The organism is candidate division KSB1 bacterium, assembly GCA_034505495.1.
Classification (GTDB): domain Bacteria; phylum Zhuqueibacterota; class Zhuqueibacteria; order Residuimicrobiales; family Krinioviventaceae; genus Fontimicrobium_A.
Map to the genome: position 1 here is coordinate 235506 of JAPDQV010000001.1, position 13999 is coordinate 249504.

Annotated in this window: 8 protein-coding genes; 2 read left to right on the forward strand and 6 right to left on the reverse strand. The window is 56.9% G+C overall.

What is annotated here, in order from left to right; genetic code table 11:
• Positions 1-149 precede the first annotated feature (149 nt).
• Together ONB24_00950 and ONB24_00955 are read right to left on the reverse strand one after the other, a co-directional pair.
• Positions 150-605 (reverse strand): PTS sugar transporter subunit IIA, encoded by a 456-nt coding sequence (locus ONB24_00950; GenBank protein ID MDZ7314668.1) that lies wholly within the window; start codon positions 603-605, stop codon positions 150-152.
• A gap of 114 nt (positions 606-719) precedes the next feature.
• A complete protein-coding gene (locus ONB24_00955; GenBank protein MDZ7314669.1) occupies positions 720-1097 on the reverse strand; it encodes a GIY-YIG nuclease family protein in 378 nt (125 codons plus the stop codon).
• Positions 1098-1288: 191 nt separating this feature from the next.
• Between ONB24_00955 and ONB24_00960 the strand changes: the two genes are divergently transcribed.
• Both ONB24_00960 and ONB24_00965 read left to right on the forward strand, forming a co-directional pair.
• Positions 1289-2032 (forward strand): thioesterase, encoded by a 744-nt coding sequence (locus tag ONB24_00960; GenBank protein ID MDZ7314670.1) that lies wholly within the window; start codon positions 1289-1291, stop codon positions 2030-2032.
• A gap of 21 nt (positions 2033-2053) precedes the next feature.
• A complete protein-coding gene (locus ONB24_00965) occupies positions 2054-4450 on the forward strand; it encodes a DUF5060 domain-containing protein (protein MDZ7314671.1) in 2397 nt (798 codons plus the stop codon).
• A gap of 29 nt (positions 4451-4479) precedes the next feature.
• Here ONB24_00965 and ONB24_00970 read toward each other — a convergent pair whose 3' ends face one another.
• From ONB24_00970 to ONB24_00985, 4 genes are all read right to left on the reverse strand, one after another.
• Positions 4480-9579 carry a DEAD/DEAH box helicase gene (locus ONB24_00970; protein MDZ7314672.1) on the reverse strand — a complete coding sequence of 1700 codons (5100 nt, stop codon included), beginning with the start codon at positions 9577-9579 and terminating at the stop codon, positions 4480-4482.
• 74 nt (positions 9580-9653) lie between these two features.
• Positions 9654-11000: an ATP-binding protein gene (locus ONB24_00975; GenBank protein MDZ7314673.1), complete on the reverse strand. Its 1347-nt coding sequence runs from the start codon at positions 10998-11000 to the stop codon at positions 9654-9656.
• Between the two features lie 292 nt (positions 11001-11292).
• Positions 11293-12963 carry an AAA family ATPase gene (locus ONB24_00980; protein ID MDZ7314674.1) on the reverse strand — a complete coding sequence of 557 codons (1671 nt, stop codon included), beginning with the start codon at positions 12961-12963 and terminating at the stop codon, positions 11293-11295.
• Positions 12960-13999 (reverse strand): restriction endonuclease (locus tag ONB24_00985; GenBank protein ID MDZ7314675.1); only part of this gene is annotated, 1040 nt, incomplete at its 5' end. The genes ONB24_00980 and ONB24_00985, both read right to left, overlap by 4 nt.

The window sequence follows — 13999 nt, forward strand, 5'->3', positions numbered from 1 at the left end:
CTGAACAGTGGTATTCCCAGGCTTGAGTTTGCGGCTTTTACGGGGGCGGAACAGAGACAGGAGGATTTTTAAGCCGCCTGGATAATAACTATTACAACTATAAGATAATAGGCGGCCGATAAAGTTGCAATAATTTCTTTTTCAGATGGTTAGGGTTCAATCTCGTTAAAGATGGTCTCGACGTCGGCAAGCGTTTTAGCCTTGAGCAGCCTTTTTCGCGTCTTGTCCTCGCGGATCAATCGTGAGAGCTTGGCCAGAACGGCGAGATATTCGCTGACGGCTTTGAGTGGAGTACCGAGGAGAAAGATCAGGTTGACCGGTTCGCCGTCCGCTGCCCCGAAATCAACGCCTTTTTTCAGCCGCGTCATGGCGATGGTGATCTGGTCGATCTCCTGAGTACGGGCGTGCGGCAGTGCGACGCCTTTACCGATGGCCGTGCTGCCGAGGCTCTCCCGTTCGAAAACAGCATCAGCGAATTTCTGCACATTTTTTACAGCGCCCTGCAGCTTCATCAGCTCCACAGTCTTTAAAATGGCTTCTTCCTTGTTCGCAGCTTCAACGTCCAAGAAAATAAGGCTGTGGCGCATGTAATCGATGATTCTCAAAACAAGCTCCTTCTGGGGGAAATGGCAAGCGGCAAAAAAAAAGACAGCTCCCGCTGTCCAACCAGGATTTTTCATTATGAATTTAAATAGAAGGCTTTTAAAAGTCAATATGATTTACGTAAAAGAATTTACACGTTTGAGATGAGAAACGCAGCCGCTGCTGCAGTCACCGGCACCGAAGCCGGGACAAATAATCTCCCCCTCTACCTTTTGATTCACGACGCACTCTTGTTCATAAAAGGTGCACACTTGAATAATGCTTACTTCCGGTAAAACGGTCAAATAGTCGATATGCCAGCGAAGAGGCTTTACTTTTTTTCGATGTCGCTCGATGCGGCTTTCCAGCCCGCGACGAGCGCTGCCCGTGTACACGTAACAACCGGCAGGAAACCCCCAGTTGCCTAATTTCCCGACCGTTACGGTGATGTTCTTTTCCACAATCATCCATAACTGATAGGTCACGGCGTCTTCCGGCCGAGGAAGTTTATTCATATTCCCGACAAATTATTTTGTTTTTTCGGTCAATATATTTACCATAAAGCACAAAATCAATCCTCTATCGCAAAGGGAGCGAACGATCGACGCCGGCGGTAAAGCCGTGCCGCCCCCTCTTCGTTGTGGAAAAGAAAATTCGAGCCGCATTAAAAACAGTTATCGAATCATCTGTACGCGGGAAGCGGTCTATGCCCATGATCCTTGTTCTGACTTATCGCATTCACAGCTATGAGAGCGACTTTACCGGTCTGGCGCGGGTCGCGACGATTCTCAACTATCTGCAGGAAAGCGCCTGGAATCACGCCGAAGAACTGGGAGTCGGCTACAGTCATCTGTTGCAAAAAAATTTGGCCTGGGTCTTAGCAAGATTGCGCCTCAAGCTTTTCTCTTTGCCGCGTTGGGGCGAATCCGTCAAACTGGAAACGTGGCCTTCGGGCGCGGACCGGCTGTTCTGCTTTCGTGACTTTCGCCTCACGGATCAAAACGGCCGGATTCTGAGCCTGGCCACAACTTCCTGGCTGGCGATCGATTTGCAACACAAACGGCCGCAGAAAACCGAAACCTACATTGATCTGCCGACCGCCGATGCGGAGCGGGTTTTTGCCGAGTTCGCCGGAAAAGTTGCGGTTCCGGAGGGCGAGGTTGAGGTATCGACTTTTCGCGTCCTATACTCGCATCTGGACGTCAACGGACACATGAACAACGTCAAATATGTGGAGGCGGCCCTGGATTCATTGCCGCAGGATTTTGTCCGGCGGCACGCTCTCGATGAATTGACGATCAACTTTGTCAACGAGGCTTTGCTGGGCGATGAGATCGATGTTTTGACCGCCGTCCCGTCGGCCGATCAGCGGGTGCAGCAGATGAAACGCCGCAGCGACGGTGCCGAAGTCTGCCGATTGCACAGTATATGGCGGCCTTTCGAGGAATAACACCTGCTTTGGGAGAGCAATATGAAGCGCGTGATTTTTTTGTGGGCGATTGCGGTTCCCTGCTATGCGACCAAGTTTTTATCCGTAGAGTTTTCTCCGGATACGATTGTCGTCGGCAAGCGGATGGAAGTCGCTTTTGAGGTGAGCCGCAACTATGAAAACCCCTTCAATCCCACCGAGGTGGAGATTGATGCGGCTATCGCCGAACCCTCTGGGCGACGCCTGCTGGTGCCGGCTTTTTGGTATCAGGAGTTTTTCCGCAGCTTGGAGGGCGAGGAGGAAGTTCTAACTCCAGCCGGAAAAGCCGGTTGGCGGGTGCGCTTTATGCCGCGCGAAAGCGGCAGACACTCGATCTATCTGCAGGTGAAAGACATCGAGGGCACCAATCAGTCGGATCTGATGCACTTTACCGTCCATGAGGGAGAAAGCCGAGGCTTTATTCGCGTCGATGCGCGTAATCCCCGTTGGCTGAGCTTCGACGACGGCAGCTTTTATTTTCCCATGGGACAAAACGTAGCCTGGGCGACGAACCGCGGCACCTTCGACTATGACGACTGGATGAGGCCGATGGCGGAGGCGGGGGAAAACTGGATGCGCGTTTGGATGACACACTTTTACCGCGGCCAATCACTCGAATGGAATGCCTCGCACTGGAGCGGCTGGTACCACGGCCTCGGCCGCTACAGCCTGCAGGGAGCCTGGAAACTGGACTATATCATCGAGCAGGCGGAAAAGCTCGGCATTTACATTCAGCTCGTCACCCAGCATCACGGTCAGTTTTCCCAGACTGTTAATCCTAATTGGGACGATAATCCTTACAACATTGCAAACGGCGGCTTTTTGCGCAGCGGCGATGAATTCTTTACCAACGAGCAGGCCAAAGAGCTTTACAAGCGCAAAATGCGCTATACGATCGCGCGCTGGGGATACAGTCCGGCGATTTTAGCCTGGGAGCTGTTCAATGAAGTTCAGTATACGAACAATTATGCACAGAACTATCCTAACGTTGCCGCCTGGCATCAGGAAATGGCGGCCTATATTCACCAAATCGATCCTTGGCGGCATCTGGTGACCACCAGCGCGCGCGACGAGGACGCCTTGATCTGGTCGGCGCCGGACATCGATCTGACGCAGATTCACTATTACGGCGCCGGCGTCAACGAAGCGCTGCGGCAGCGGCATTTGATGATGATCCAATACGGCAAGCCGAACATCATCGGCGAGTTCGGCGACAATTCCGCCGGCAGCGGCAGCGATACCACCGGCACGGTCATCCATCAGGCGGTGTGGGCGACGGCGCTTGTCGGCGGCGGCGCCATGCCGTGGTGGTGGGACAATTACATTCATCCGCATAAGCTCTATTACCATTGGCATGGGCTCAGCGCCTTTTGGCGCGGCGAAGACCTGCGCGTTGGGGACTTTCGCCCAGTCGGTCTGCAGGTCGAAGGCGGGCCGCAAACCGTTCAGGGAGTCAGGGTTTCTCCCGGGCGCGGGTGGGAGGCGTCGACTCGCAAAGAGTTCGAAGTGCAGCCGGACGGGACGGTTCTGGGAATCGGCGAGCTGTCGCAGTTTCTCCAGGGCAGCGACAAGGCGGCCATGGGACGCGAGGCGATATTTCATACCCGTTTTGCGCAGGAGATCGGCTTTGCCGTGGCCGTCGGCAGCGTTTCCTCCTGGCAGCCGGGCAGGCTGCAGATTTTTCTCGACGACAACAAAACGCCGCTGGTCAACGAAACACCGCAACCGCCGCAACGGTTTGAGATTAGGGTTCCGGCGGGCGAACACCGCATCCGCGTGTTCAACGCCGGCGTCGATTGGCTGACGATCGACTATTTCGAGTTCTCCGGCCTGCCGATCAGCGCTGCGACCGGCTATGCCCTCAGCAACGGCGAAACCGCCTATGTTTGGATCTATGACCGCGACTACCACGCCGGCGCTTCGCCGCATGCGGCTCTAATCGGCGTCATCGTCACCCTGCCCGAGCTGGCAGGTGAGTTCGAGGTCGAGCAGTGGAATCCGCTTACCGGCGAGCGCATCGGCACGTTCAAGGTCAGCGACAAGCAGAGCATTGCCGTTCCGCTTGCCGATTTTGCGGTCGACACGGCGCTCAAGCTGCGCAAGACCGGCACAGCCGTCCGTGGAGAGAGCCGACCGGTCTCGTTCCTTCTCCATCCGCCCTCCCCCAATCCTTTCAACGCCTCGACGACCCTCTGCTTTGAGCTGAAGCAGTCCGAATATGTGCGCATCGCCGTGTTCAATCTGCTGGGAGAGGAAGTCGAGACGCTGCTCGATGCACGGCTCGACGCGGGCAGCCATCGGCTTTCTTGGTCGGCCGAAGGGTTGACTTCCGGCGTCTATTGGATAAAATTCACAGTTGCCGGGCAGGTGCAGCTCGTAAAGGCGGCCTTGATCAAATAAACCGAGCTTCGAAGATCCGGACGCGCCCTTTAGGGGGTGTTGAAAAGAAAAGAAATTTCAGCCGCCTGCTCCGAGACGGGGCGGTCATAGCGGATAACGACCACCTGATAACCGCGGGCCCGCAATTCCGCGCGGACGGCTTCATCCCGCCGGCGCTGCTCGGGTTGGTCATGGAAGCTGCCGTCGCAAAAGACGCAGATATTCGGCTCGTAGAAAAAGTCCGCGACGCAGTCGGCTTCCGGGACGGCGCGCTGGGCGTCATCCGGCAGGCGATAGCCTCCGGCGGCAAGCGCCTCCAGGAAGCGGCGCTCCAGTTCCGAGCGGGCATCGGTGAGCGAGCGCAGTTGGGCCAGGTGGTCCATGTAGGTCTGTTCGGAAACGCGCAGCAGGACGCGGCTGTGGGTCAGATCGAGCAGGGTTTGGCGTACCCGGCGGCGATCAATGAAAAAGGCTTCCAATTGATTGCTGTAGCTGAGCAGGCACTCATAGCAGGCGGCGATGCATTCCGGCTTTAGGTCTTGTCCGTTTTCATCGTAATGAGCGCGCTCGAGCGCGGCGCGGGCGACCTCGGCAAAGGCGTTCGGTTCTTCGACCAGGCGGCGCAGGACGCCGCTTCCGCCCTCTGAGGTCTCGTAGAACAGGATGGCGCGCTGTTCGTCCTGGCCGATGCACTCGGCAGCCAGTTCGCTCTCTTCCAGTTGATAGGCCTGCTCCAGGCCCCGTTGTAAAGCGATGCGAAATGTAGTTTCAACCGCTCGATCCTTAAATATTTTCGGATCGGCGGGACGGAGCAGGAGCAGGTTTTGCGTTTCCTGCACGCACAGGCGGACGGTTTCGATGCTTTTTATACGAGTTGGGAAATTTTCGCTGTCGGTCAAGATATCACCGCTTTCAAAATCGATTTGAAAACCCTCCGTGCGCGCAGCCCGGGAACCGTGATTGACGCGCAGCAGCGTGGCAGAGGGGGCATAGGTGAGGGTGAAGAGGGGGGAGGATGAGAAGGAAGATGGGGCGAAGGGAAGAATGTCGGCAGTGAGGAGGGGTGAGGCGGGGGAGAATTGGTAAAAGGTTTCGATTTTATAGCCGCGGCGGCGGCGTTCTTCTTCGTTAGAGGTGATGCGTTCACGACGACGAGTGCGGACGTTCGGCATATCCAACAACACAGCAATCAGGCTGTTGTCTGCGTTAAAGCGGGTATTGCAGGCCGGGCACAGGTCAAGGGCAGGTTCGCAGAACGCGCCGCAGGTGTAACACAGGTGCAATTGACGGCGGCGTTCATTCAGGCCGCCGGGCGGAGATTGGAAGCCGACGATTTCCCAGCGTGAGCCTTCGTGATAGATAAAGTTGCCGGGAGCAAATTCGCGCAGGGCGAGGAAACGGGCGCGGGAGATGAATTCACCTTCGCCGCGCGGCACCCAGGCCCGCACCGGCAGGGCCGGGAAATTGTAGCCGGGCAGAAAACCCTCGCTCGCCAGATAGCGGTAGGGGTAGAAATCGCTCTCTTCGCGACCGACATCTACCTGAAGCAGCAGATTCAGCTGACGCCGAGCTTCATCCTGTTTTCTTTTGGCGCGTTCCTGATCTTCTTTTTTGCGGGCACGATCCTCTTCGGCGCGGGCCTCGTCTCTTTGGCGTTTGGCCGCCCGATAGAGTTCGCGCCAGCGGTCAAAAGCGCGGTCAAACGCTTGCGGGGCTTCTTCGATGATGCGGTTAAGCCGATCCTCGGAGTACAATCGGGCGGAACGGAGCCAGGCCTCATCGGCCTGCAGGGCGCGGCGCATCCGTTCACGCAACCGGTGACGGGTAGAGTCGTTCAACTGAATGGCCGCCTGCACCTCCGGTCGTAATGGTAAGGCATCCTGAGCGGTATCGATAACCTCTTCTATGGATTGGCGCAGAGGCAGGCGGATTTCCGCCAGCCAGAGAGCGTGCAGGTGGGCGCGCAAGAGACTTTCGTTTGCCAGGTCGAGTTTAGGCGGGCGTATGGTTCCCGCCACCATTTCCTGACGATGATGAAAGAAATATTGGTCGTGCGGGTTGATGGCGCCGCAGTAGGTAAAGATGAGTCCGGCTTGTCCCTGCCGCCCGGCGCGGCCGCTGCGCTGGGCATAGTTGGCGGGAGTAGGCGGCACGTTGCGCAGGTGCACCATGTCCAGGTCGGCGATGTCGATGCCCAGTTCCATCGTCGGCGAGCAGACCAGGTAGGGCAGGCGGCGGCCCAATTCGATTTCTTTGCGCGTATCGCTGTCTTGCCAGCGGAAGCGGCGCTCGCGGCGCTCGCGTTCGCCGGCGGCGACTACCTGTGCGGTGTGTTCGCGGGCTTCCAACCCAACCAGTTCAACGGCGGCCTCCTGGTAAAAACACTGAAAGAAGGCGTTGACCGGACGGCGGCGATTGACATAGGCTTCCGCTGCGGCGCGGCGGGTGTAGAGCGGATCGAGGGGAGGCGGCGTGCCGTCCCCGAGCTGCCAGCGCAGACAAGCCGCGTCCAGTTGGAAACGCTGATGGTCGTCGATCGGGTCGAGGCGCGCCAAAAGACCGTGCTGCACCAGCCGATCCAGAAGGGTTTCCATCACCTGGCGGTAGGCTTCGCTTGTCAGGCCGCATTGGCGGCGCAGATAGCGCCCCAGAGTGCTGTTCGCGCCCAGACTAAAGCCGTCCGTTGGCTGTAAAGATTTTCCCGTCAAAACGAAACAGTTGGCCTGGCGCAGTTCGTTGCCCTCCGGATCCAGACCCCAGAATTCGTTAAGATATTGCTCGCAGCGGCGGCGCAATTGACTTTGCGCCTGTTCTTGTAAAATTCGAGCGTTGATCGCCAGTTTGCGGCGGAACTGGTCGAGCAGGGGACGGAGCAGAATCCGTCGCTCCTGCGGCGTGAGATCGGCAAACGACGGATGGAAAGACCAAACCTCCTCTCGGGCGCAGAGCTCCTCCAGTCCGCGATATTCGATGCGCAGCAGGCCGAGTTCTTCCAGGTTGGGCTGGATGACGCGCCAGCCGCGGCGCAAGTCTTCGTAGAGACGGTATTCGGTCAATTCGGTGAAGGTTTGCCAGACCTCGCGGGCGGCCGAAGAGGCGGGGTCGAGTTCAGGCGTGCGGGCGATCTCGCGCACGCTAAAGCCGCGCTGCAAAACCGAAACGGTCTCCTGAGCCACGCGGTCGGGCGTGAGTTGGTTATGCTCCCGCAGCGCCGCAACCAGCGCCGAACGCATGACGGCAAAATGAACAAAGTCGTTGAAATGACCGGCCTGCAGCGAGGCGTCCTGGCGGTTGTCGGTGAAGGTGAGCAGTTTGTCGCGGGCGGCGCCGGTGCGGGCGGCCTGACGCAGGAGCGAAACGGCCAGCACGGTGGTGGCGCTGGAGCGGGCTTCGCTCGACAGCGTGGCCAGCTTGCGGAATTCGTCTTCTTTGCGGGTATAGAACTCGCCGCAGTTCAAACACAGGCCGAAAGGTTCCGGCTGGTGCCACATCTTGACCCCATCCGACTGCGGAGAAGTCGAAAACGTCCCGTCGGGTCGAACCCAAAGCGGGCGCGGGACGCGGTTGCGGACATCCCTTTTGACACTCCCGTTGGCGTCGCGCCACTCCTCGGGCAGATAATCTTCGTTCCAGTCATTTTCCTCAGGGGCGAGCATCAGATAGCCGGGGTGATAGGCTTCATCCATTTCCTCAAAAATGTCCAAGGGATGCGGCCAAAAGCGCTCGTCCGACTGCAAGACGTGGTAATACTCCTGTCCACACTGTCGGCAGAACTTGACCGGCAGGAAGATGCGGCCTTCGTCCGCCTGCACCTGACCCTCGAGGGAGAACTCGCGCTTGTCGGCCGACTCGGGTGTTGCATAGAGCGCACGGCCTTGGCTGATAAATTGATGCAGTTTGAAGGCAAAAGCAGGAGCATCCTCTTCGCGTCGAATCTGTCCGCCAAGCGCCAGCCAGGTGCGCAGGGCCTGTTCGCAGATTTTCGGATCGAGCTCGGTCTGCCCGGCAAGTTGAACGGCGGCTTCGGACAAGCTGATCGGAATGCGGCGTTTGTATCCGCCTTCGGGTTCGGGTTGGAGGCCGAAGGTGTGCTCGAGCCAGCGGGAGAGGGGGTGGGTTTGATAGTCGAGAAGGGAGGGGGAAGAGGGGAGAAGGGAGAGGGGAGAGGGGAGAGAGGAGAGGGCGGCGCGGAGTTCGTCGGGGGTCGGGAGGCCGCCCTGGGTGAAGGGAACCAGGGTTTCTTCGATGATGTCGGCTTCGGTGAAGGGGTGGCCGAAGAAACGGGAGGCGAACTCGGCCACGGCCTGACGGCGCTGCAGCGGCGAGGCATCGCGTTCTGCGACCATCGTGGCGGAAGTGCCGGCGTGAATCAAGTCCGGCGCGGCGGCGCGCTCCTTGAGACGGCGGATGAGCATCGCCACATCGGCGCCCTGCCAGCCGCGATAGGTGTGCAGCTCGTCAAAGACAAGGAAGCGGAGGCCGCCCCCTGCGGCATCGAGAAAGCGCAGGTCCTCCGGGCGGACGAGCATCAGCTCGGCCATCATATAGTTGGTGAGCAGAATGTGCGGCGGATGTTGACGCATCATTTGACGGGCGTCATCTCCCGTCTCGCCGGTGTATTTGGCAAAGGTGATCGGGAAAGGAAGCCCGGTTCGGTCCTGGTAGCCTGCCTTGAGGGTTTCGAGAGCCTGAAGCTGCGAGTTGACCAGCGCATTCATCGGATAAACGATCAGCGCCACGGTTTTATCGGCGGCAGGACGACGCAGAATAGAGTCGACAATGGGGATAAAATAGGCGAGGCTCTTGCCGGAGCCGGTGCCGCTGGTGACGACGTAACTTTCGCCGCGGCGGGCCTTTTCGACGGCCTGCTCTTGATGGCGGTAAAGACGGTACGCTTTACCGTGCGGGGTGCGAAAGATGCGCGCCGTTTCGGGGTGGAGAACGCCGCTTTGGGCCAGGTCATCCACGCTGGAACCGCGCTGGTAGGACGGGCTGACTTGAAGCAGAAAGTCCGGCCACAAGTGCGCTTCCTCATCCAGGACGCGATCTATGTATTCGCGGATACGCCGATCGGCAATGAAAAAGAACGAGCGCACAAAGTCGCGGTATTCGCGCAGTACGGCGGAATGAAGGTCAAAGACGGTGGTCATGCTAAAGTCTCCCAAGAGCGCGATGGTTCCAAATCGCCGGGTGTCCCGATCATAGATGAACCTATCTGATGAGTCTATCTTTCATTCGTGGAGATATTCACATGCTCCAAAAACCAATCTGTTGCCGCAGTGATGCGGATCGATTTCGAAAAGCCCGAGGCGATGTCCGGCGTGAGGGTGATCAATCGCAGCTCGGCGCCCGGGTATTCGGAACGCGCGGCTTCCAGCGCCCGAATTTCGCGTTGCAACGTGTCGGGGTCCTCGAGGTCGGCGCAGACCTGGATCAACTCGCGACGGCCGTCGGGGAATTTCGCCAAGAAATCGACCTCGTAGCCTTCGGCCGTTTTCACGTAGGCCGCCTCGGCCGTGCGTCTTTCCAACTCGACCCGGACCGCGGTCTCCAAGGCATGCCCCACGTCCGCCTTGCCCATGCGGTCGAACACGCGGATGAAACCGGGGTCTACCGGATAGACCTTTCGAGGATTGACCATGCGTCGCCGCTCCGAGGCCGCATCCAGCCAGCAGATGCGGACGAGGAAACAATCTTCCAGCGCCGCAATCATCTGGTGGATGGTATCCCGCGAAACCGCTATGCCTTGAGATTTGAGGTCACGGTAAAACTTTTCGGCGCTGAAAAGCCCGGCCGGATTTCCCAACAAGTGCCGGACCAGCCGTCGCAGCGCCGCGATGTTGGTGATGTCGTGACGCTCCATCACATCCCTGAGGACGGCCACATCGACATACTGACGGAGCAGGGCAAAGCGATCCGCATCCGAAAGAGGCTGCGCTTCGGGAAAGCCGCCGATTTTGAGGTACTGATGAAAGGCGTGTTCCAACTCGGACCGTTTGGCCGAGGTGAGGCGTTCCAATCGATCGGGCAGGGCATGGCCGTGGTGACGAAGAAACTCCTCGAAGCTGAACGGATGGATCACCACCTCCCAGCCGCGGCCGCGCATGCTGGTCGCCACCTCGCGACTCAGCATCGCTGCGGAAGAGCCGCTCAAAAAGACTTCGACCCGTTCCGTGTCGAGCAGCCGCCTGACGAAGCGTTCCCAACCCGGGACCACATGGATTTCATCGAAGAACCACGACACCGTCTCTTTGCCGCGGAAGGCGGGAAACAGGCGGTAGTATTCTTCAACCAGCAGGTTCAAATGCTCGGCGCCGATGCCGGCGATGCGCTCGTCTTCGAAATTAATGTACGGCAGTCGTTCGAGGGGATGGCCGCTTTGCATGCGTTGGCGGCGAATTTGGTGCAGAAACGTCGTCTTGCCCGCGCGCCGCATGCCGATGATCACGGTGGCCTTGCCGGGCAGGCAGAGGGTCTTGTAAACCGTACGCGGCGTTCCTTCCCGGATGGGGCCGGTCAGCGAATCGGCCAGCATCTGGGCAAGCCGATTGCGAAAATATGCGGGGCTCAAGGGTTCCATCGGCAGGCAATTTAACCTTTTTTCAAGGAGAATGTCAAGAGGATTTCTCCTTTTTTGCAGGAGAAAAATCCTCCTATTGCCGGAGAGGCTCGGTTTTTCGGTAAAGCGGCGCCGCGGCATCCGGACGGATCCATTGGGGAATGACGGATGCCGTATCCTTCAGACGCGCTGATGTTCAGGTCGGCTTGGACGGTCCTTGCCTCTCCCACGCCTCCAGCACCAGCCGCCGCGTGCGGTACTCGCCGTGCTGGTACACCTTTTTCTGCTTGAGCATGAATAGGGTTCATTGGTGTGGCATGCCCAAATCGAGAATTGCCTTTTTCAAGTCATGGTATTTTTGCCAGCCTGCGTCCCCGCTTGTGGCCTCTAGCTCGTTTGCTACATAGCGGGCGATAATTGGCTTTGAGTCGCCAAACATCTCGCTGGCTCTCTGTTCATGTTGGAAATAGTCCGAAAACTGCGCTCGCATCGTGACTTCAAAGTCTTTGCCGAAAACAGCAAACTGATCATGAATCAAGAACTCATCGTTGCTCAGATATTGCCCCCATTGATTTTCAGCAATACCCAGAGCCTTGAGTGCATCTTTCCTCTTTGCTCCCTGTTTGTCGTGTTCGTCATCGTTATCGAAGATGATGAATGTAGGGATTCCGTATGCCGTAAACAGCCGCCACCATTTCGCCAGGTTGCCCTTGCCCATGACCGGTATGACCGCCACTCCCTCTTGAGTGACATCAAGCCCTACTTTTCGAAGATAAACCGGCAACGCAAGCTGTTCACTTTGACCTTCCACTAAAATGATCTTTTTGGCAAAAAAGCCGTTCAAGATTTCCTGTGTTGACTGGTTAGCATAGAAGGGAAGAACGGTTTCCGGTGTTGTTTTATTTTTATGAGATCCTGTCTTGATGCAATGGTCTGCAAGCTGGTTTCTCGTCAGCTGGCAGGTTCGGGTGGCACCTTCTCCATCCTTGCGCACCAAGACGAGGCCCTCAAGACTCATCAAGTTGACAAAATGAGGGCTGTGCGTTGTAATGACAATCTGCAGACCATCAGCCGCCATTTGATATATCTTTTGTGCAAGCCATTCTTGTGCCAGGGGATGCAAATGTGCCTCTGGCTCCTCAATTGCCAAAATAATTCCCCCATAAAATGCTTTTGCATAAGCATGAGCAAAAGCTAAAGCCAGAATTTGTTCCTGTCCAGTTCCTAACTCTTCGAATGTTCGGCGCTCTGTACCTTCTCTGGGGACGACACGCAACGAATGGAAATAACGGCTGGGGTCATAGGCCGAAAAATCCACCTGTAAACCATATGACATTCCTGCAAACATTTCGTCAAATTCTCGGCTCAGATTCTGTTCGAATTCAGCAAACTCATTCACTTCGCGGAAGATTCTTTCCAAATCATCAAAGGCTTGTTTTAGCCTCCCGACACGTCCTACATCACTTGTCAGAGCAGAATGGAACTTTTGCATTAGTTTGGATAAGAGGGTGAATTTGTTTGTATAGCTGAGTTGATAATCCAAACGACGATCCGGACCAATCAAGATAAACATCAACTGATCGCGAATTTCATTGCTAACGAATTTCTCCGCACAGTCATCTAGTTCGACTCTAAATTCCGGTTGTTTCCTTGATTTTGAGTCACATATCCACTTGAATTTATGAACAGAGTGGTTATATCCATATACTCCTGAGACTTCCGCCTCTATATGAATAATTCCATTCTGAGTGTCTCGTTCCCAAAAATCATGGTCTTCGGGCTCTCTTGTCCCGGGCCAGCGTTCTCCCAATACCAAATCCAAAGCAGAAATGATATTTGATTTGCCCGAATTGTTTTCTCCGACCAATATCAAAGGTGTATATTGGGGAAAACGAATAACAATTTTGTCTCGAATGGATTTGTAGCCTTCAATGGTACAACAAGTTAATCTTGCGCCAGATTGCGGATTCATCATGATTTTTCCTCCTCCGCCATCTTCTCATTCAACGCCATCAACCGGAAAATCAACTCCCGCCTTGCCTCGGCGGATGGCATAAAGCGCGTCTGACCGCGATCGTTTTGGTAAAAGTCGTGCCTTAATTCTAAATCTTCCCAGCCGTAGCAGGCAAGGACGGCGTTGTCCATCTCGGCATGTAACTCGCGCAGGCGGACAATATCGGCATCCTGACAGGCCGGGTTGTGGAAGAGGTTGTAGGTTTTGGTGAGACCCAATCCCCGCGCCAGCATCACCTGACGGCGGTGCTCGTGATACTCCGCACCCAGTTGCGCCGCGCGGGCAAAGACAGGCTGGGCGAGCAGTTCCTGCAAATTCGGGGCAGCGTATTCGGCAGGTGGGAAAGGAAACGTGTCGAAGCAGTCGGTGGGGGTGTAGCGGATGTCGGTACGCAGACTGGAGGCTTGCTTGCGCAGCCAGGTCTCATGCACGGCGGATTGGAGCAGGGCAAAGTGGTAGTCGTCGTCGAAGGCGAAGACGATGGTTTGCTCGCTATAAACCAGTCCTTTGGGTACAAAAGTTAAAGAGTGTAATTCACTTACGCGGCTTCGTATCAAAACTCGGCGCAAAACATCTATGGCTTGGCGCAAGCCTGCCCGATAGGCCCCAAACTGCCACCAGAACTCGCGGTTGCGCTTATCGCCAGGACCAGTCAGCCGGTCACGCTCTGGCTTGACGCGCTCTTCCACGATCTTCAGCAGCTCCGGATACTCACGAGCGCGCTCCAGGGGCCAGTCGTGAAAGCAAATCACCCAGCGCGAGGGCTGCTGCTCGGAGTGGCTGTTCAGGTCTTCGCCGTTCAGATAAGGGAAGAGGCAATCGCGGTTGCGCGGGTTGCGGGCAAGCAGAGTTTTGGCTTCATCCGGCTCCAGCACAAAGCCGATGCCGCGCACAAAGTCGCCAATGAACGCCTTGCCTTCGTTGCGCTTGAGGCGGGCGGGTTCGCGCTCGGGCTGGTCATCGAGGCGGGAGGAGATGAAGGGGACGGGTTGGCCAT

What these genes read in the sequence shown, in the direction of transcription:
- ONB24_00955 (MDZ7314669.1), bottom strand. Translation starts at nt 1,097, where the DNA reads ATGAATAAACTTCCTCGGCCGGAAGACGCCGTGACCTATCAGTTATGG.
- ONB24_00960 (MDZ7314670.1), top strand. Translation starts at nt 1,289, where the DNA reads ATGCCCATGATCCTTGTTCTGACTTATCGCATTCACAGCTATGAGAGC.
- ONB24_00965 (MDZ7314671.1), top strand. Translation starts at nt 2,054, where the DNA reads ATGAAGCGCGTGATTTTTTTGTGGGCGATTGCGGTTCCCTGCTATGCG.
- ONB24_00970 (MDZ7314672.1), bottom strand. Translation starts at nt 9,579, where the DNA reads ATGACCACCGTCTTTGACCTTCATTCCGCCGTACTGCGCGAATACCGC.
- ONB24_00980 (MDZ7314674.1), bottom strand. Translation starts at nt 12,963, where the DNA reads ATGATGAATCCGCAATCTGGCGCAAGATTAACTTGTTGTACCATTGAA.